This window comes from Pedobacter sp. N23S346 (genome assembly GCF_048515415.1).
Taxonomy (GTDB): domain Bacteria; phylum Bacteroidota; class Bacteroidia; order Sphingobacteriales; family Sphingobacteriaceae; genus Pedobacter.
In genome coordinates this window covers 322319-343910 of sequence record NZ_JBLYEE010000005.1, presented here as the reverse complement: position 1 = coordinate 343910, position 21592 = coordinate 322319, and the positions used below count along the sequence as shown (strand labels likewise).

General features: G+C 45.5%; 4 protein-coding genes. All 4 read right to left on the bottom strand.

Features of this window, described 5'->3' with window-relative positions:
* Positions 1–609: 609 nt before the first annotated feature.
* Genes ACN1CD_RS11830 through ACN1CD_RS11815 form a run of 4 tightly spaced genes read right to left on the bottom strand, consistent with a single transcriptional unit; the run spans position 610 to position 21578 of the window.
* The gene (locus ACN1CD_RS11830; RefSeq protein ID WP_419130599.1) at positions 610–12813 is read right to left on the bottom strand and encodes a LysM peptidoglycan-binding domain-containing protein; all 12204 of its coding nucleotides are present in this window, start codon (positions 12811–12813) and stop codon (positions 610–612) included.
* 14 nt (positions 12814–12827) lie between these two features.
* Positions 12828–13874, bottom strand: a complete 1047-nt coding sequence (locus ACN1CD_RS11825) for a ComEC/Rec2 family competence protein (protein WP_419130598.1) — start codon at positions 13872–13874, stop codon at positions 12828–12830.
* A gap of 19 nt (positions 13875–13893) precedes the next feature.
* On the bottom strand, positions 13894–17658 hold the full coding sequence (locus tag ACN1CD_RS11820) for a hypothetical protein (RefSeq protein WP_419130597.1): 3765 nt from the start codon (positions 17656–17658) through the stop codon (positions 13894–13896).
* Positions 17658–21578: a hypothetical protein gene (locus tag ACN1CD_RS11815; protein ID WP_419130596.1), complete on the bottom strand. Its 3921-nt coding sequence runs from the start codon at positions 21576–21578 to the stop codon at positions 17658–17660. The genes ACN1CD_RS11820 and ACN1CD_RS11815 overlap by 1 nt, the downstream gene beginning before the upstream one ends.
* Between the last annotated feature and the right edge of the window lie 14 nt (positions 21579–21592).

Genomic DNA, 21592 nt, shown 5'->3' with positions numbered 1-21592 from the left:
ACATTTATACTATAGCAATTGCAATAAAAAATACAGATAAAAGGTGAGCGATTCGGTGAGTCAGCAATCAAAACCTTTACAGATAGTCATCAAACGAAGGAAATAGGACAACGTTCCTATCCCAGCGGGATCACACCAAAGACTATCAAAACGTATAAAACCCTGCAATCGCATCGATGAGCAGGGTTTTTCCTTTTAGGGAATTGCCAAAAATCGCACGAATTCACAAAATTTTGGTGAGTGATTCGGTGAGTAAGGCAAAAGGTTAAAAATTGACTTACCGAATGACACATAACCATCTATTGAACAGGTTGTTATTAACTGAACATCTTGTGTGTTTTAAGCAGCAAAGCTATGTTTGTTTAACTAAAATCTTGAGATTATGAAAACCAATTTTAGCCTGCTTTTCTATCTGAAAAAGCAAAAGAACTATTTAAGTGGAAACTTACCGGTCTACATGAGGATACCGTCGAGGGAAATCGTGCAGAGATCGCTACCAATCGGGACTGCGATCCCAAAAGATGGAATGCCAAGGGCGGAAGAGCTATTGGCTCTAAAGAAGAGATCAAGGTAGTCTCTTTTGTTTTAACAAATAGCCGCAGATCTTCGCTAAACAAGATAATATACCAGGCTTTTCAACCTCAACAGCGGTCTCGCCGCATTGCTGCCCAGTTCAGAAAAGACGTAAAGATCAAAAGTGTAACGCCCTCCTTGTTGAGAAAGGGGCTTTCCTGCCACCCAATTCCCGATTGCCTGTGCAATTTCATCAACTAACGCCGTCCGATAAGTAGTCATTGGTCGAAATACCATTGGAAGTAAACTGACGATAGCTTGCTCATCATCATTTGACCCTTCACTCACCGCAAGCCGGTAACCATACAGCCCGGTCATCTTAACAGCAGGTGTATGACCTTCTAAAAGCGTTGTAAATAAGCCTTGCAACGCATGCTGCAAATCCGGCTGCTGATTTCTGAAAGGAAGCGTAACGGATTGTTCAACTAACGGGAACATGGTTTGATTGAATACAATCTCCGGGATTTTAAAAACAAAATCAGGATTGGTTTTCGTTTCCACCAGATAGGCGTTTCGGGTTACATATGTACCGGCAAGGGCATCCTGGTACCGGATCAGATTCATCCTGTCAAATTCCACCCTCAGTTCTAAAGGCTGAGTCACCAGCGGACGGATTAAATTTGGGAAACTGTAGGTACAGCTTGTTGCAGATGCAGCTTTCCCCAGTACATATTCTTTTACCGTACCACCAGCCCTGCTGATCCAAACCAAATCAGGGAACATACCCGTCGGACTTACAGGAGCAGCCTGTAAAGAGCTCACCACGAGCGCTTCCCATTTTGGATTTACCGACTCGTCCGCAATGCCGCTTACCCCATATTGATACTCCGTTTCAGCAAGTATGGCATTCTTTAGTAGATTGTGCTGATTGTAGCCCCAGCTGACGGCTATATCTTCTGCCAAGGTAGCAAAGATATCTGCCGCTTGGGCCAGCTTAGGCGATGGTACACCCAATGGCAAAACTGCCAGATCGTTCTGAAGTTGCGGCCATACCGTACTGAATTGGGCAAGCGTGTCAAACAGATCCACTTCTTTGACCGATGTAAAGAGCTTTTTATTGGCCACTTCGTTCAGGTTAAAACGCAAATGCAGGTAACTCGTGTCCTGTTCCGTAAGCGTAAGCTGATAGCTAAAAGCATATTTCCAAAGCTTAGCCGCATTGATGTTATCAGGAAACTGTTTCGGAATTTTTGACGGTTCAACAGCAGCGGTTCCAGATTGAACCAGTAAGGTTGGCATCCCAGGATATGCCCGTAATGGCAATGGAATTTCGGGTTGGCCTAAATTGCTGTTTATAACCTGCTGGCCGCGGGCAATTGGAATCAGGAAAGTAAGCCAGGACGACGCCTGATAATCCTCTGCCTGCTGAACATCTGCAATGTTAAATTCCATTTCATCAATCACATAGTCCAGGTTCAGCAGCACCTTCCGGTTTTTTTGTCCGGAAAGAACATTCAGCATAAAATTGGCTTCACTGGTACCGGTGGAAAGATCCGTTTTAGCCGTAGAAATTGCATAGTTCAAACTACCGGTCAACATAAAACTGATGAATAACGGATCCAGCAAACCGGTAGCCTGCTGTAAATGTTCAGCGAGCGACGCCGGGGTCGCCAGGGGCCCAAGTGCCGCACCTATCTTTTCTAAAGTATTATTACCGGAGGTAACCATCACCGTGGGATAACCTGGGTACGAAACCGGCTTACCCAACTGGAAAAGCCCGGCATTATCTTTATTTGCAATCGCCCATTCTTCCACACTGGAATTGAAGTAAACGGCAATCTTCAAAATGGTCCTGTCTTTAGTTTGAATACAGATGCTCGTCACCGGCACCGTAGTACCGGCTAGAAAAAGACCCTGAACTGCCGGCTTGGTCCAGGTCAGGTGGTCGACCAGCTCCTGCAAGCCGACCTGAAAAAGACCAGCTAACGTATTCAGGTTATCCTCTGTCTGGATGGTATGATCCGTTTTACCTGGATACTGCACAACCAGACCTTTATTCAATATTCCTTTTAAATCCGCCGTCTGAACAGCGAAATAGAGCTGGCTTACACTGAGATCAGTACTGAACTGTGCGACTGTATTTTTGGCCCCTTCCCCCACCGGATAAGTTTTGTAAAGCCGGCTTATCGCCTTACCAGAAAACCGGGGCGCTATCGGCTGACCCGAAAATGCGGCCTTTATACCAATATTGTACTGCAATAAGGTATCGGTCTTATAAGCATTGGACAGATGGATCAATAACTGCTCCTTAAAGCTAAGCTGCGCACTCGCAAGTTTTACAGGGTCTTTCACCTGGTCAAGTATAAAATCCAAACCTGAAGAAATCTTTCCGGCCAGGACCTTTTTAGCTTCTACTATCCTGTTAAATGCATTATTAGCTTCTGCCGGCAATATGCTTGCCGCAGCAGACCATGCAGGAGTTAAGAAAAGCGCTATGGCATCTATAAACTGTTTTGCCCAAACTTCCAGATCTACCGACTGGAAATTATGCGGTGCTGCCAACGTAAGTACACCTTCTGAATACCCCTTAACCGGTACATTTGCCCGGCTAATCAGCGAGGTAGACAAAGGTTTTAAAGCATAGTAATTAGGATTTAACCGGTCAATATTGAAAGTTTCAATACCACCCACACCAAAATATACGGCCCAGACCTGTCTTATTTCTGTTTTATCGGTTTTGCGGCGACTGCCATTAGAGATCGCAATCTTTAAATTTGGAAAAGCATTCTCAAAAGCAAGCGCAAATCCGGTGAGGCTCAGCTGGCCACGCTCATCGTAAGCACTATGCGGTGCAATGACGGTAATACTCTGTTTAACGGTTTCAACGGAAACAAAATCTGGATTAATTAATCCCTTAAGATCCTTATCACGCTTCATAAGCAGGTCTACACGAACCTCAAAAATAGTCTCCAGATAAGGCGAACCAGGTGCATCACCAATCGCAATTTCCTGCGCCATATTTAATGCGCAAGGCGGCAGTAAAAAATATTGAGCTGAAGTCAGGATGGCAAGATCTTTATTCGCAGCAGCAATCTCCTCAATACTGGTCTCTACATTCTTTTCTTTTCTAAACCTAAGAACCAATGCACAAAATGTATCCTGTGGCCGCAGATTGATACTAATGTTAACTGGCTGTCCGTTAAAGGTTCTTGTCACCGATACGGTACCCTGACCCGCTAAAAAATGTTGCATTGAACCATTTACCCTGGCCAGGACATCAATTGGAACATTAAACTGCTGAGAAAGCAGAGCAAGAGAGGTAATCGATTTTGTAGAAGGCAGCGGACATACAAAAAACGCGGCCTCCGCAAGTATCCCCGCATTGGTTTTAATCTGGGCCACCAGCGTTGCCAGATCAACCGTAAGCTGTTGCTCTTTTGCAAAACGCTGAATAATACGTAGCATAGAATCACCCAACACCGTTTGAACCGTCTTGCCCGAAATCGTGATATTTTGCCCGGGTTTAAACATCCATGGCACATCCTGATTGAGCGTAGCCAGATTCATCACCGCATTTGTCCCATCGTAAAAAAATCCGGCAATTGTGGTCAGGTTATCTCCGGCCTTAGCACAATATGGCATATAACTTCCCCCGGCAATAGCTGGATCTATACGCACCAAACTCGGTATCGAAATCACATTGGTCGGATTTCCAGGTATACCATGATCTGCAGACTGCAGCGGCGTCAGCAAATTCTGGCTGACCAGCTGTTCTGCCGTAATGTTCCACGAAAATGCCATCGTTAGCAGGGTATCATTTGTATAAGGTAGCTCCGATTTAGTGAACAATAGCAATGGCTGTCCCTGCGTATAGAGGTTTTGTACTGTTAAATTTGTTGGATACCCTATAATAGCCTCCGGTGTATACGATGGAAATAAGGTACCGATCTGTTCAAAAGAATCCCCTTCTTTGGTCACATAGTCTGCAATTGTAAGCGTAGCCCCGGCGATAAAAATATGTGCCAAATCCACATTGGCCACGGCAACATCATCAGCCGTATAAGGCTGTTTGTTTCCCTCCTGCACAGGAGGGCTCATCAAATTGAACTGAGCAACTATATTTTGAAACGTTTCATCAGCTGCAGTAGTATAGGTCAATTCATCCAAAGTAAACAAAATGCCTATCGGAATGATCGACGGAAGCCGGTTGAAATTCGCTCTGACCAATCCCGTAACATTGCTGGATTGCTGGACAGCAATTTTTTGAAGCGTTAATTTCGCTGCAATGATTTCGTCCGAACTGATCGTAATTGGTCTGGAAGGGACCATAAATACCAGCTGTTTGTTTAACTTAAACTTCAGGTTATTTTTCACCAGAACCAGCGCAGATACCGGTTGAGGCGGTGCACCCTGATTCGCTTTGACTACAATGGTATTCAGACTTTCACCACGGCCGGTTACAAAATAAAACGGAATATTTACGGCGGCCAGGAAAAGATCCGCGGCCTTTTTCTCGCCGTTGATCAGGGCAAGGTCCTGATCATTCACCGCATAAAGATCACAAACCATTTGAAGGGTATTTCCAGTGGCAATCGTATGTAAACCTTTACTCAACTGGCGGGCGGTATCTAAGAATACAAAAGCTGCATTTACATAACCAAGCAACCGGCCTTTATCCAGCTGAAAAGGGATATTAGTTGTTCCAGCCTGCGCAAGTGTTGTACTTGCCGTAAACGCCATATCCTGTTGGTGAACCTGGTAATAGATTTGTTTATAACGTTCCAGGTGTGCACTGGAATTGTATAATCCTTTTTCATAGGTCAAACCCGGACCAGGAATATAATTTTCTACCTGAAACGCGAGTTCTATATTCATTACGGGCCGGCCTGCATTATTCTTTAAAAACTGGTAATGTGCAGATAATCCGGGCCATTGGGCAAAGCCGATCAGATCATCAAAATACCCTACCGGTAACGGAGGGGCTACAAGCGAGTGAACCGGATCAGGATCAATGCTGTTTCCAAAAACATCATAAAAAGCAAGGCCCAATTTAGCAGCACCAAGTTTTCCGTCTGCACCAATCGTGATACCCGCATATGGATCGTTCATTGCAGGCGGTAAGGCCATACAAGAGGAAAGCAAATGCAATTTTGCGAATTTTGCCAGCGGAATGGTTTGATGAAAATGCCATGGCAATACCGCACCTGTCTCATTTACAGGCGTACCGCCCTGTTCCGTAGAACCAGCGGGAAGACCCTGGTTACTGGCTATAAACAGGTCTGACTCCATTAACTGATATCCCAGCATACTGTAGAGCATCCGGGTACGCTGCTCCGGATCAGCGGCATCCGTGTCCTGAACCACCGGATTTGGCATTTCCAGATCAAATCCATTATTGCCCGGCTGTACATTTGCCGCCCTTACCAGATCGGATTGATCCGCTGCCTGGGCAAATAAGTTCATCCCTGCCGGATCCAGGTTATCGCCGATAATGGCACAATTGTTAAATAGCTGCAGCTTCCGGTAAGAAGGTTTAGAAGAATCAGTCTGCGATGTCAATGCAACAACCAGCCATAAAGTTCCCACACCAGATTCATCAAACACAGAATCCGGCAATCCAACGTTCCCTGCAAGATTGGTATAGTTGAAATAATAACCACCGGTACTCATAATCGCACCTTCCCATAAATATTTTAAAAACATAACAGATTGCCCGATATCAGCTTTGTAATTTTCAATAGTTACCGGTCTATCCTCCAGTAAGTCCATTTTAAACTGTCCGCTGGTGGTCTCTGTAGAGAGATTGGTTTTAAGCAGATATGTACTGGCTAGATCCAAATGATCTGAGCTTAAACCAGACGGGTTACCACTCGCCGCATTTGGCGGATAAAGAACCTCAATCTTCGCACTATCCGCTGGATTGGTGGTGAGATACGTCCAGATCTGCAACAGTAAATACCGGTTAATTTCATCTACGCTTTTAAGTTCATAGGTATTGGCCAATACCTGACCAGGATTTGTAGCATCTGCAACTGTAGAAACCTGCACCGAAATCAAAGTGCTCCAGAAGTATTGCTGCGGCTGAACAGGCTGATCGGAAGATTTAGATTGATTCCCCAGATAAGCCAGTTCCAGGCTCTTACCCGTAAATTTATTTTGTGCCAGTTTTTCCAGCATGGCCGATGGAAATATCCAAATTCCAGGTTCCCCTGCTTTTGGTGCAGAAACAGCACCTGTCAATGGTAGAGGATAGGTTGGAACAATGGCAGTCTGCCAATGCAGGTACTCCTGCAGGGTATATCTTACTGGCCTTTCATGATACAATTTTGCAGCCTTCGGATCTGTAAATATTGGTTTAAAAGAAGTTGACGGATAATTATCCGCCATCACATGAGGCGTAATGACAACCGGAAGTTTACTATCGGCAATCAGATTGGTGAGCAGTACCATGCCTGCGGCCAATTGGGCCCAGTCTGTTTCCGGATTTAAAGTCTCAATATTTGGAAACCGCTCAACCAGGTTTAACCGCGTATCACCTGCCTGTACAATATAACTGTCAACAAACTTGATCCAATTTGCACTTGCAGCAGAACCGGTAAAATTAATCGTATAATTAGCAGTGGTAACGGCAGGCGCAGCAAACTGCTGACCGGTAAGCAGGTACATGGGTTCCAGCGCAGTTTGCGGGGTATAAACCTGCTTTAAACCAGTAGAAGGCGGCACAGGCAACCGCAGCCCATGCATCAGGAACTGTGAGGTCATTGCAGCAATATTATTGCTATGTCCATTGGCCACCAATGCACCACCAAGCCTGCTTACATCAATCTTTGGCACATGCGGAACCACAAGGGTGGTTTCAGGTGTTGGGGCTGCACCTTCCGACAAGTACGGAAAAAGATTCAATACCCCAGCAACATCAAGTGTTATTTCCTCCAGGTTTAGATTATAGACAGCCGCAACCGAGGCCAGTGTATCTGTCCCTTTGGTGGTATAGGCTACCGGCGGTATTTTCAATACCGATAAGGTGGCCAGTAAAGTCCCCGAGCTTCCATTTACCGTCCCAAGATCGCCAGGCGTAATCCCATACAAAGCGGCAATATTGTTAAGTGTGTCGCTTGCCAGCACAATACGGGTTAATTTTGGTAGATAAATGACCGTACCAGATGGCAAATTGTTCCAGTTTACACTGGGATTAAGGGTTCTAATGTTATTGCTATAGGGCGTAAATATGGCCACCTGGTTTTGAAGCAGTACAAAATACCCCGCAATTAAATCCAGTGTATCTCCCCGGCGAACCGTATAAGAAAGTGCCTGCAGAAGGTCTGAATTTCTAAAACCCTTCGGAATTTTCAGCACTGTACCAGCCACCGGCGATGGCCCAAGATCCTGGTTGAAATCGGCAATGGTTTGCGCATACCAGGGCTGCTGCTCCGGATCATTGTAAAGTGCCGGGTTGTTGTTCCGGGTAAGAAAAACAACAGCAAGAAAATCAGGCATATCCCCTGCTAATGTAATATAAGTAAACCGGTCGTATTGTCCGCTCACCTTCGGCGGCTGCGCAATTTCAATCTGCGATCCCGGTTGTAAAAGACCTGTAATTTCACTGTTAAAGGCAAAAAGTGCGGTGGCAGCCTGGTTAAATAAACCAGCAATATCATCTGGCTTTTCGCCGCTTTTGACCTGATAATAGACCCCGGTCAAAGAAAGTGCCACAGCAGCGTTGAGAATCTTATCCTTGTTGGCCTTCGCAATTTCGACTGCCGTTACGCCAGCTTCTATTTTTAACGACATTGGCGGTTCAAAAGGCTGAGGCACTGCTGATGGCGGATTAAGTTCCTTTAAACGTTCAACCGTCATACTGAAATGCCCCGCTACAGATGCCCAGTTATCACCGGTTTTCACCTCATATGTCAGTTCTATCTTTGGAAAAACCGGATTATTGGCAATACTAAAAAGAGATTGGTCTTTGTAAACCGAATACGGGAACGCCTGCATCAGGTCTATAGCCTCCTGCACTGCCGCCTTGGCCATCATCAGAAAATAATCCCGGAACACCATCACAGATATCGACTCCGGTACATCAGTAACATCCGCCAGCACCACTTGTTCCGGCTTTTTAAATGGGTCTTTAGCTACATTATCCAGATAGCCGATTTTAAGCTGTTTGAAATAATCGGCTATACTTTCTTCATATTGCTCATTAACCAGATAAGGCCCCGTTTTAAAATTAACGGTTGTACCTGCATAAACAATTTCCATAATCAATTCCGGCAGCATCGGTATCAATGAGGCACTGGATGCAGATGGAGGGGCCGGATTGGTCTGATCACCTGAAACCGGAATACCGCTCAATTGGAATTGAAAATTGGTACTCAGAAAGGTGCATAAATAGCCATAACTAAAAGCAAGGTCCACCTGGTCTGGCTTTTGCATTAGGTCATACAGCCGCTGTAACTCGTCTGCCTGGATGGTGGTTTTATCGTCCCTCTTATAGGCATCTGCCGCATAGGCAAATACAGATTGCAACAGCAGGTTAAAACTAGAGCGGGATCCATCATTTACCCTGGCACTATGTGCAGTAGAAACCATTCTAACCTCTTCTGAGTTTCTGGCCGATGGCGAAATCGCATTTTCACCGGTGAGGGCCATCACTACTTCTACCTGAGCAGCAGCACCCGTTTTGGCTACTGTAAAAAATGGTACAACAGTGAGATGAAGGGGTTCTCGTGCAGCAAATACATGAAGGGATGAATTCCACTGCAAAACTGGTTCAACGGCCAGACCAAGTAAATGTTCCCTTAGCCGGTGCAGCTGCAAGGCATGGGCGGCAACGCTTAATTTTGATATGCCTAACGAATGTACCCCGCTGCGCTGCATCCGCAAAGCTGGTCTAAAGCTTTCCTCTAGGGCAAGCTGGGCAGAAGCATCTGCCGGTGCAATGATCCACGGCGTAGGCTTCTGACTACCAATTGTGAAATTTTCGTGGAGTTCGATACCAAAACTAAAATGAATCCGTATAAAAAGTATTTTGATGGATGCATTTACCCTCACACCCACCCTAAGTTCAATATAAATAGGCCCATAAGCCTCCATCGTTAATGTAGCACTGGCGTAGGCTTCTACACTGATGCTCACAGAAATGATCTTAAAATCTACCTCTCCATAAAGTTTGCCTACAATCGCAATGGTACCTTGCAGCCAGTAATACATGGGTGCCGGGAGCGCTTTATCATTCGGATTGAACCAGCCCAGGGAACCTTGAAGGATACCGATAACAGTAATTGATAAACCCGCCTTGAGGGGACCTTTCTCAATGGTTTTACCCAGACCAACAGACAAGCCAAACCCGAACTCAATCACCGGATCAAAAGTTCCATTGGTAATCCGCGGCACCCGTTTGCTGGTGACCCCGTTCAAATAGGCAAAATACAGTCCTCCGTAACCGATAAATGGAAAAGCCTGGATACAAAACGAGGCAGAAAAATCTGTACCTCTCGGGAAACCAAGGTCAACTTTAAAATTACCATTGGTATAGATTTCCAGTTTTATAATTGGCAGTGTAACAGAAACTGCGCCAAATTCCAGCTGACGGAAAGCATCCGGCACACGAAGTTCAATTTTAAAAACACCGATGCTATCTGTCACCTTAGCATACAGGATCTCGAATTTAAGACCGGCGAGCGACCCCACCCGCTCTCCCGAAAGCTCTACCAGTAAACCATATAAATAAGGATCGTTAAAAACCACAGCAAGCCTTACTGCGCCGATAATGGTCAGGTCAAGACCAAACAGCCAATGACTGTTTTCGTCAAATTTAAGCCCATGGAGCTGTGCCAGTACATTTTCTTTCGGATCATCAACCGGCTCCATATACTGCCGCAGGGCGGTAATCACTTCACTGGTATTTTCAAATGTTCCAGGCTGGTCAATCGCCACATGCTGACCAAGGCCTACAAAGTTAATTTCTACAAATGCAGGTCCTTTACCAGGTACCTGCGGCGGCGGATCATTCAGCATATCCCACTGCAGCGGATCATCATCACCAAAGATCTGATCCAGAAAACGGCCCTTCACCTGTGCAAATACACGTCCCTTGCCATCCACCTTTTTATACACCAGACCAATGTATTCAATATTAACGAAAACCAGGTTCGCATCCAGTTTATACCAAACCTTCACCTCATTGGTGGTCAAATTGGCTTCTATGCTCAGGTTTTTAAAGTTGATGCTGTATAAAATACTCCATGGGGCGTCTAATGTGGCATCCGCATTTGGATCTGCCAGGCTCACCAGGTATTCTACAATATCCCCAAAGCTCATGTCGCCAAAACCAATGGTCAGGATGGACTCCTTTTTTTGCGGCGTTAACTTGCTTTTTTTAGTGCTCAAAGTAGCAATAAGCGCCAGTTTTTTATAGGCTATAGAAAAGGTGGTGGTATTGGAATCCTCTGGTGCAAAGGTATAGGTCAGCGAAACAATTAAATTATTGATCCGGAATGCACCGGTTACATAACCTGAATTGCGCAATGGATCTTGAAGCCTGGTTCTTTTGGCATCTATTTTAAACCCGGCATCCAGCTGTAAATTGTAAGTCGTATTAGGAATGGTATAAGCCCACCTCAATCCTGCTTCTACCATATAGGTTTTAAGCGCTGTATTATACGCCATATTTAACTTCACAAGGGCAATAGCCTTGATCGCAGCCGGAAGCTGCGGCCTCCAGGAAGCGGGCGTTAAAGAATTGACCAGGTCTTGTGCATTAAGTTCATTGTTGCTGGTATGGCCGCTACTGTACAATCCGCCAATGAGGTCCCAACCGGAATTCTCCGCCGGCGGTTTCTTAGCCGTAAACAAGAAGACCTTTCCTGAAAGGGTAACCTGCACGGTAATATAACCGCTCAGCAGACCATCCGCATAATTTACTTCCATATTCATGGCCTTAATCGCGAACGGAATATCCGCAAATGGAATACCGGTGACTTCAAGGGCGGTATAGAAGTTGTATCTGGAAGCAAGGGGCCACCCCTCAAAATCAACAATCGTAATCTCTGTATTTGGTATCGCAATGGCACCCCCTGTGAAATACGCCAGCGCATCACTTACACTGATCCGGTCTCCCATTTCCATGTAAGCATGGATCATCCATTCCGGATAAGCCACCTCTACCACCATTCCAACAGAGCCGATCTTGAATTTTCCGGCAACAACGGCATTGTAAATATTACCGGCCGATAAGAAAAGTACGTTCCACTCGATAGTGAGGTCTGTGATCTTTACCTTCGGCAGAGCGGGTACCCACGAAACATCCGTTGAAACCCGGACCCCAATCTGCATCAGTTTCCAGTTGATTACATTTGGATCAAATGTAATCGATACATTCACCAGATAAACGTTTGGCAAACCTGGAAATGCGTCCGGAATGGGCAGATCCTGCCACCCAATAAAACTGCCAATACTTTTCACCCAATTGTTAATGGCAAAACGCGGATCGTTCCTCGGCAGGTCTATCTGAAAAGACCAGGCAGAATTGCCCTGAAGCAGGGGTGCAGAAATAATTACCGGTAAGCTGCCTACGTTCACTACCCCCGCAAGTTCCACTACAGAAAGCGCAGGGTCATCCAATAAAGACTTTATGGTAAACAAGTGCAGATAGCATTCTGTGATCTTGATCAGTCCGGAGACCCCAATCTGGAAAGCATTGATCTTTGCTTTTAAATCAATATCCGGACTGCCGCCAGCCGCCGGAAGCACCAGTATACCAGTTACCGGCAAAGCATTACTGCCCGGAATATACGCTGAAATTACCTGAAGGTCGGAACCCAGAGCAGTAGCATCCAATACGGCGGTAAAATTAAGTCCGGTTTTAAATGCCGGGCCCTCATAAGTTGCCGCAAAATATGCCGGGTTATTAAACTGCGTATTTTTCAGAAAACAGGGCTTCATTTCCAGACGCTTCTCCCCTTGTCCAAAGTAATCAGGCAGGTTAGGAAAATCCAGACTGAACTTCCAGGAAGCAATAATTGAAGGAGTTGCCTTAAATGTTAAGCATACCCTGTTGTTATTGATCTTGCCAGAAAGCGATACCTTAAATAAAAGGCCTGCGAATAGATTTGCGGTGCCACTAACGGTAACATCATAAGCCGATGGGCTGACCACAGCACCAAGAATGGTTACACCATTAGTACCTGCACCCAAGTAACCTGCAATTTCCCCGGCTTCGGGCAGCAAAGTCCCGGAGAGCTTAAGGTTCCCCTCTTTAATATTGGTACGGAAAAGCGCGATGAGATCGTTAAGGTTCATTTCTAATGGTTTCTTTAAGGTTTAAATTTGCCTGAACTTCCTTTATTCGTTTTTAAATCGTCTGAATTAGCGATCTCCACTTTGCCATCATCGTAAATATAAAGGCCATAGTTTGTACCATATGCTTCCCATTCCCTGCCATTTACAGCCATTGGGTTCACTATTGTCTTAATGTTATACAAATTGGTAAAAAAATAAACAGACTGATTAAAATTCTTCCATTCGTAGTCCTTGGTTATTGAATTGTGTTTTCCACAAACATATCCATGCTTAAATTCCGGTACTTTCCTGACAAAATCAGCCGCAATAACGCGATCATAAACCGAGCGATAAGGATGTCCCCATTTTTGATCCGCACTGGCAAAATAAGCCTTGGCTTCTACATTCTTAAGCCAGTCTTCTTTTGACGACCCCTCCGAACCATGGTGCCCGAGCTTCAGGCCAAATGATTTCAGAAATGCCTTGTTCGCCGTATATTTGGTGTTTACGATATAGTTCTCAACTGCGGCACCGGCATCACCGGTAAGAATAACTTTTAACCCTGCGTACTTCAGCATCAACACCAGGCTCTTTTCATTCTTGTCTGAAGCCGTTGCATTTGGATAATTTGCACAGAGCAAATAAATTTCCACTTTGTTAGTTCCTGTTCCAAATGTCCATCGTGGAGAACCCTCCGCATCTCCATCGCAATTACCAAAAATACTCAGCGTACCCGTAAATTTTGCAGGGGTAAAAACATTGGTCTTTACCTCTGCACAGTAATCGGCTTCAACACCTCCAATATGTACATTTCTATATTTGAAAGATTTTTCATGAAGCTTACCCAGTAAATTATAATGATCGCCATCCCCATGGGTGAGGAAAAGATGATCGATATAGCGTGTCTTGGTTGGTGGTTCAGTAGGAACCTGGCTCTCTACAAATGTAACCGCATCCGCTCCCGCAATATCCCCATTTTTTTTAGATCCAAAATCCACCAGCAGCTTTGTACCGTTCGGACATTTTATAAAAGTAGCATCACCTTGCCCTACGTCCAGAAAAAAAATCTCTACACTTGCCATCCGAATTAATTTAAATGATTTATAGTCGTTTCAATCTGCTTGCTGTCTTTTTTCTTTCCTTTTCTTTACTGTAAGCCGCATACCAGCCTACAGCACTCCGGTCTGACTGCGGGTTGCCAAACAGGTACATGTCAATTGCGCCCGGAGGAAATGAGACACTCAAAAGTTTCAAGGAAATTCCCCTGAGCTTGAGCATATAATTGACCTGTTTTAGTCCATCGTTCCCAAGCGTTTCCGCAGCGGTGACCTCTATTTTCCGGAACACCAGTTTAAGTATTCCCTCAATTGGTATTTCGGTATTTGCAGAAGAAGAACCCGGAAGGTTCAACCCAACATAAATATTATAGGATTCAATGGCCGGCGCCCAGCCAATCAATACCTTTACTTTAAGTCCGATATCACTTGTCAAAGAACCAAGGGTACCCAGGTCAAGGTTGTAAACAAATCCAAACCATTGATCGGTAAAACTCCCTTGCTGCAAAGGTGTACTCACATTCATATAGCCAAGATCTCCGGGAAACTGCACCTTGCTGCCTTGCAGTAAAGTATTCATCTGCAGGGGAAAATGACTGTAAAAACTTAAAGGGCGGGGTTTACTATTGAACACATCAAAAAACATTTTCGATGCCACAAAGCTGAATTTTTGGCCCACATTTTTTTTAAAATCCATATTGACCAGCAGATTTTTAAAAGAAAGCCATCCATCAACCACATTTCCTGTCGCATCCAGTGAATTGCCAAAAGAAAAACAATCGAAATACTCCAGGCTCTTAAAACGCATGCTGCCGTTTAAAATAAATTGAGAATGAACCGTATCTTCATTTCCAGCCCCTAAAGGCGGCACTATCGTTAAAAACTCTGCATGTTTAACCTCTATTTCTTTCAATACTTTACTGGTGATCTGAAATTTATTCTCACCGTTAACCACAAAAGTATAAGACGATTTTCCGTCCTGTTTCTGATAAAACCCGTTTAAGATCAGATTATTACCATGCGTTTGATCGGTCAAAATTGCCGGTTCACCAAATAGCTCAGAAATCAAAAGCTCCACACGGCTATAAAAATCGGTAACGGCCGAGTTCTCAAAGAGGACCTTCAAACTCAACACTTTAAAAGCATAAGGCGTATCCAGCAGATACTGGTCTTGAGGGTCATCAAAGTTGATCAATCCGAATAATGCACTGCGCTTAATATTTAATGTCCCGGAATCTGTAACCACCGGGGTAACATCAACCCCGATATGGTGGGCATAAAAACGTGACGGGTCAATTCCAGCAGCCAGCCCCTTTAGCTCATCAGGTAGAGTATCCAGCGAAATCCGGCTGTTCAAAACTAAAACCCCATTCCATTCAGGATCGGACACAACGCTGCTGAATTTACGAAAATCACGTTCGGACACTGCGCGCGTTTTCGCATCGTTAACAATCGTCAGAATATCGCTTTGAGTTTGTGCTATAGAGCCACCCTGCTTTTTTGCTGCGTCAGGCCATACCCAGGTACTCGCGTCTGCGGCCAGTGCTTCCAGGCTCACATTGGCATACTTAAAAATTAAAATGGTATTGGGATCGGTAATTATAGGGTTTTCTTTACCCGTTGGGTTGGCCCAGATATAAGGAGAACAGTCAAATATCCAATTGTCCAGTACAATCCTGGCATATTCCGTCAACAGGACCGAATAGCTATTCCAGTTGGCCAGACCAATAATGGCTGTAACCGCAGTCTGGAAACTAGAAAAATCGTCAAACTTCTTACCATTTACCGTTGCAGCATTGATCAACTGGTTAAGCAACGGATCAGGAACAGACCAATTGGCGCCGCAATCGTTCACCAGCCGGAGACCTGCGGCAGTAAGTTCATAAAAAACATCACCCCCAATCTCGATAAATGCATAAGCACCGCACCGCATTAAAACAACCTTGTTTGCTTCCAGCTCTGCAACCGTTAATTTGGTAAGCAATGCGGCAGTATAAGCGGTTAAATTAGGGTATAACTGGCCCTCCAGGCTCGGATTGGACTTTAATTTGGCCCATAATGGTTGCGGCAGGCCGGCCGTTAACAAAGCAGACATCGCATTGCGGCCCAGTTTATAATTAGCAGAAGCGACAGAAAAAAACTCCTCCATATTGGTCACCACCAGAAAGAGCTGATTGCTGAGCAGGGCCGACCGGAAAGAACCTTTAATATCGGTAAACTGTAGAAGCCCTGTTGGATGATCACCCTCCATACGGCCCCCATCTGCTATCGTGATCGAATTTAGCCAGGTACAAGAGGTATCCCAGTTCAGTTTAAGTCCCTGAGGTGTTACACTCGTTACCAATCCGCTTTGCGGAGGTGGCAACGGTGCCACCAGTTTTTCTATTAGCTTTCGGCGTACAGGATTGAGCACCTGTACCTCCAGCTGACTGTATAAAGGCAGATCTGAGGCGTGTATCCCTGGATAGGGAACAGATGGAAAGGCTTTCAGTATAGAGTCCCCTTCCACCGCCGGCTGCGGCAAAACCCCGTTAAGCACCTGCAAATAGCCAAGATAAGGCGCTAGTGTGCCGGTCTGATCGGTATAATAGAGCAGCGAATCCTCAGCCTGGGCAAAATATTTTATCCCACCACCTCCCTGTGCCATAAAATAGGCCCATGAGGTGGTGGCCAGTTCAGTCAAACCGGTTTCATCAGGTAAACGATGCGCAACCACTACCGGTTTCGTACTAAAAGCCGGGGCATAAGCCGCCTGCCCGGCTATAAAGCGGATCAGGTTACCGTTTCCGGGTAGAGAAATATATTCAACCCCCGAAATACCTGGCATCATGGCATTTTCAGAGGTATTTTCTTCTAAAAGATTTTGATTTGCAGAAAGGATAAAATCGCCCTGCAGAACGAGCGTATAGGGATCAGAAGACGAGATGTTTTTCGTTTGTGGTTTAAGTGCAAATACAAACCGGGCATTGGCCTGCGGTGCAAGGTCAATCCGCTGCCCCATATTGGTGCGGTAAAAACTTTTCCAGGCCAACTGGGTGATCCCCGATGGGGTTAAACTAAAAAAACTCAATGCGGGATCAAAATGGTGCGCTGGATGAAGGCACCCGGTTATAGACCGCTTAGTAGCCGTCGCCTCAAAAACAGGGTAACGCAGTGACCGCAGGTAACCCGTATAATCTTCGTTATCAATGTAATATCGGCATCCAATATCCATGGTATCAAAATCCGGAAAACCGGGCGTATTGCTCTGGAGCTCAACACCGAAACTCAGGCACCCTAATGTGGCCTGCTTAAAATCCAGCACCACAGTACCGGGAGGAAGCGCATACCGGTTGGTGCCAGAGGCAGTTTCCAAAAAACAGCTGGTCTGCCCGGCCTTAACCAGATTAAAAACATAATCTGTGCCCGTTTGTACCAGATCAATACGACAGCCCCCTGCAACTTCAAAAAGGTAGCTGCCAAAACTAAACGGTGATTTTTGATTAGAAAGCCCGTTCAAAATGACTATCGTTTCTATAGTCCATTGATTGGCGGGGCCGTTGGGATTTTTGATCCAAACAAAACGCGTATAGGTCTTTCCAGGTGTATTGAGGTATTGCTGTAAGTTTTTGGCGAAGGCCTGCTGGTCTGTTAACGCTTCACTTAGAAAAAAATAGACCCCTTGATTGCTGGCCCAGGCCTCAGAAAAAGTGAAGCTCACTTTAGCAGAACCCGGCATAAAATAACCGGCCAACGGTTCATTAACCCCACCGTAGGAGATCAGGTAAACCGGGCTGCCCGGCTGCTGCTGTTGAAAAACGGGAGTGGCCATCAAAAAGTGTTTTTATCCGTGATTAATACATCCCCCTGAAGCAGCGGCAGGTCAAAATTATCCTTCCCGCCGGCATAGGTATTTACCGTTTGATAATTGATATAAACCTGGTTACGCTGGCCCAGAAGTGAATTGGCGGCAACATTGTTCAGGCTATTGATCATATGGTCGGCCGTCCGCATCAATTGTATATTTTTGGTACTACCGGCAGGATAAGCCCCTTTTATTCGCGGAAGCGTTCCCCAAACTTCTTCCAGCAGGTTACGAATGGTAGAGCCTGCTGCAACCCATTTTTCCTTTCCGTTAAGGAACACCTGGATTTCTGGAATAATGCTCACCCGACCGCGAAAGAAAGTCAGAAAAGCCCCATCAGGTAAACGACCTCCATTAAGCACCAAATTCGTTGCCTGCTCCAGTACCGTATAACTGGCTGCACCGAGTACACTCACATTTTTAGTATTATCTGCCCATCCCTTACTATCCGCAGAAGGAAAAATCTGAGGATAAATTAACCTGTAATAAGGCTGCCGGAATGCACTGTTGTACAAATCAACAATATTTGCCCCTCCTCCTGTATTCGCGTCAACATTTTGAACAACGGAAGAAAGAAAATTGCTGAAACCAAGATCAAGTACCTGCGCGCCCGGTGTTCCCGATAAATAAGACCCCATGATATAGCTGGCTGTACCATTACCAGAAAGCCCATTCAGCAAAACAGATTCATTGGCTTGCAGCGGACCAGTAAATTGGTAAGTACCGTACGCCATAGAAAGCCGCATACCACCCTGAAGGTTTATATATCTTTGCGCAGGATAAAATCCGGTCGCATAATAAAGCGTCTCATCAAAAGTTAAGGGCAGTGAGCGGGCAATGAGCTGCTGCAAAAAAGGAATTGTTCCCGGAAGCAAACCGCCCGCCACCCCTTCCAGTGCGGCAATAAAATTCAGATAATCCAATTGTAAATTATTCCTTATCGGCTCATTGTTAAACTGCCAGGCGTCACTGTTCAGCGCTATGGAAAGCATATAAGGCAGTGAAGTATTTCCTGTTTTACTCAATTGGAAGGGCGATGTACCGCCTGGTGCCAGTCCAGCAGGCAAATCCGAAACCGGAGGGGTATTAAAAAGGGGAGGTAAATAAAGTGTAAATGCAGCTGGCGATACCGGACGGACAGCCGATCTGCTGATCCATGGCTGAGTAGCTGCGGCAACCGCGCCGAAATAATAACCCGTATCAATCACATATGGATTTACCATATCGGAAAACGGACCTGACGCCTTATCACCTACTGCACAAACCTTTAAAGTATATGTTTCCGTATCCAAAAAAACAACCGGTACAGTGGCTTTGTTAAATGCTGTATTCAATATAATATTTGTCGACACCGAACCGGCCAATTCCAGGAGATAACCATTTACCCCATCTTGCTGAACCGCATCCCATTCGATTTCCAGCTTTGCTCCATCGTAATGAAAAGGACCAATTAAAGGTGAAACGTGGATTACCGCTGCGGCCGGACTTTGAGGACCGTTAACTGCACCGCTTATCACATTTACTTTCACCGAATAATTTTTTGTTTTATCCAGTGCAATTGCCACTGTAGCTGTTAAACCTGTATATTGCGGCGTGATCGCAACCACAATATCATCACAATACAGCAGAAGCTGATAAGTATTCGATACGCCAGCGGCATCCCAGCTCACCGTAAGTACACCTTGCCGGTAAAGGACGCTTTTGATCAACGGTGTAACCACCAGAATCCCTAAAGAGGCCAATGCGGGCCCGATAACCTGTGTACCTAAAGCCTGAACCTGACAAGTATACTGGTTTGCCGGATTGAGTTTGCAATTGAGTGATGCAGTTAATAAGTTAGTGGTTATGCTTTGAAGGATTTGACCATTGAGCACAACAGAAAAAAGATAGCCGGTAACTGAATTGCTTACCGCCTTGGTCCAGGAGGCCGTTAGCACACCATCGTTGTAATTAACGGTAACCGGCGCTATGGTTTCTGTAATGAAAGTCACCGGAGCCGAAGCCGGCCCTGTTGCCATACCATTAACCACCTGAACAGCAGCAGTCCAAAGGCCTGTACCCAGGGGGCTATCAAAAATCCATTCAGAATTGACGGTATAGTTTTTATTGGTAATGGGCTGTGCAGTGCCATCCTTAAAGAGCGTAATCAAATATCCGGTAACCGCATCTTTTTGAGGAAAGGCCCAGTTCATGGAAATCGTTGTACCGTTAAAAAACGTATTTTTCAGTACAGCACTGGCAGCGATGATTGCACTTTGCGGTGAAAAAGGCCCCTGACTGGTCACGCTTACGACCCTCACCGCTACGGTATAGGCTAACCATGGAGATAGATTGACAGAAATATCGACCGTTCCTGTAGCAATACCGGTAACATTTGTTAAGGCACCCTGAAGCTGTCCGTTTAAATAGATACCCACTTGATAGCCCGTAACACCGGTTGCCGCCGGAATTACTGCAGCATTCCACCATACAGTTACTTTTCCATTATTATAATTTACAGCAGTTAATACCGGGCACACCGAAATGAGGTTGCCAGGCAAAGAAAGCGGTCCGGAGAGCGTTAGTCCGGCCGTTTTCGCATACGCGCAAACCGTTGCCTGATAAATCACATCCGGCGCCAGCAGCACATCCAGTACTGCAGTAGTACCATTGGTTTGAACCTTTGCCAAAACATGGCCAAAGGGATCATTTATAGTACATTGATAACCAGCAGTATTCGCTATTGCCGCCCAGCTAATGACCGTCCGGCTTCCATCAAAACTACTGGCCGAAACCACTGGTGCCACACTGGGCATGGTTACCGGAACTGTTCTTGTGCCCCTTGAATTCCCTGAAGTGGCATATAACTGCAGTTCATATTTAGTACATTTAGGTGTTGTGGGTACTGAAATTGTACCGCTATTTCCTAAAACATCCATAGAATTTAGTCCTTTTCCATCCCCGATCAATCCAATTTTGGCACCTGTGATCAGATAAGGCACAGGGAGGTTTTTCCAGGCCGCTTCTACCGAAGTACCTGTAAATTGTATTTGTTCCAATACCGGAACAGCAACCACCACGGTTGAGGGCGGTGTTTCAGGTCCATAAGCGCCATTGATTCCATTTCTTATAGTAATGGTATATAAGCTTGCCGGGTTGATAGTGGAAAACAACAAGGGAATCCCTGCTGAGACGGCCACGCTATCTGTACTGATGCCCGAAAACACCCCATTAATATATAAAGAGATATACAGATAAAGATTTGGCGGCAAGGGCGATGGCGGTGTCGCAAAAGCCTGGATCTGATTGGCATCCGCAGAATACGTTAAAGTGTCCACCACTGAAGGTGAAAGCAACAACTGAATGGAATTATCCGGCCCGGTAGATCCCCCTCCATTACTAAAAGGACTTAAATATACCTGATATATATTGGCGGCAGAAAGTGCCACTTCCGGTTCAAGTACAACCGTATTACCGGTAACCTGAACAGAAATCAGTGCAGCACTAACACCCGTCTGCATTAAGGAAACCATTCCTCCCTGAGGATTGCCTACGGCAGGTAAAGTCCATGAAACGAGTACGTTGTTATTTGCGTTTACATAAGCTTTAAGGGCCGTTGCCTGGTTTTGCAGTAAATTGAAGGGCTGACTGTACGGACTGGTCTGTTTTCCAGACGCATCGCATTGTGCCACCATCACCTGGTAGCTTTGGTTTGCCTGTAAACCAGGATTTGGGGTAATGACCGTCCCAAATCCCTGGTCTACACTTGAGGCCCCGGTAACAGGGTTAGCGCCGAGAAAAACTGTAGCTTTAAAATAAGTTGAATCCTGAAGGGGGATCCAATTGACCACAATATTTCCACTGCTCACGCTAACGCCCGCAAGGACTGGTGTAACAACTCCGCTCATATGATTGCTATTTT

Coding starts and splice junctions, on each gene's coding strand:
- ACN1CD_RS11830 (WP_419130599.1), bottom strand. CDS start 12,813: ATGAACCTTAACGATCTCATCGCGCTTTTCCGTACCAATATTAAAGAG.
- ACN1CD_RS11815 (WP_419130596.1), bottom strand. CDS start 21,578: ATGAGCGGAGTTGTTACACCAGTCCTTGCGGGCGTTAGCGTGAGCAGT.
- ACN1CD_RS11820 (WP_419130597.1), bottom strand. CDS start 17,658: ATGGCCACTCCCGTTTTTCAACAGCAGCAGCCGGGCAGCCCGGTTTAC.
- ACN1CD_RS11825 (WP_419130598.1), bottom strand. CDS start 13,874: ATGGCAAGTGTAGAGATTTTTTTTCTGGACGTAGGGCAAGGTGATGCT.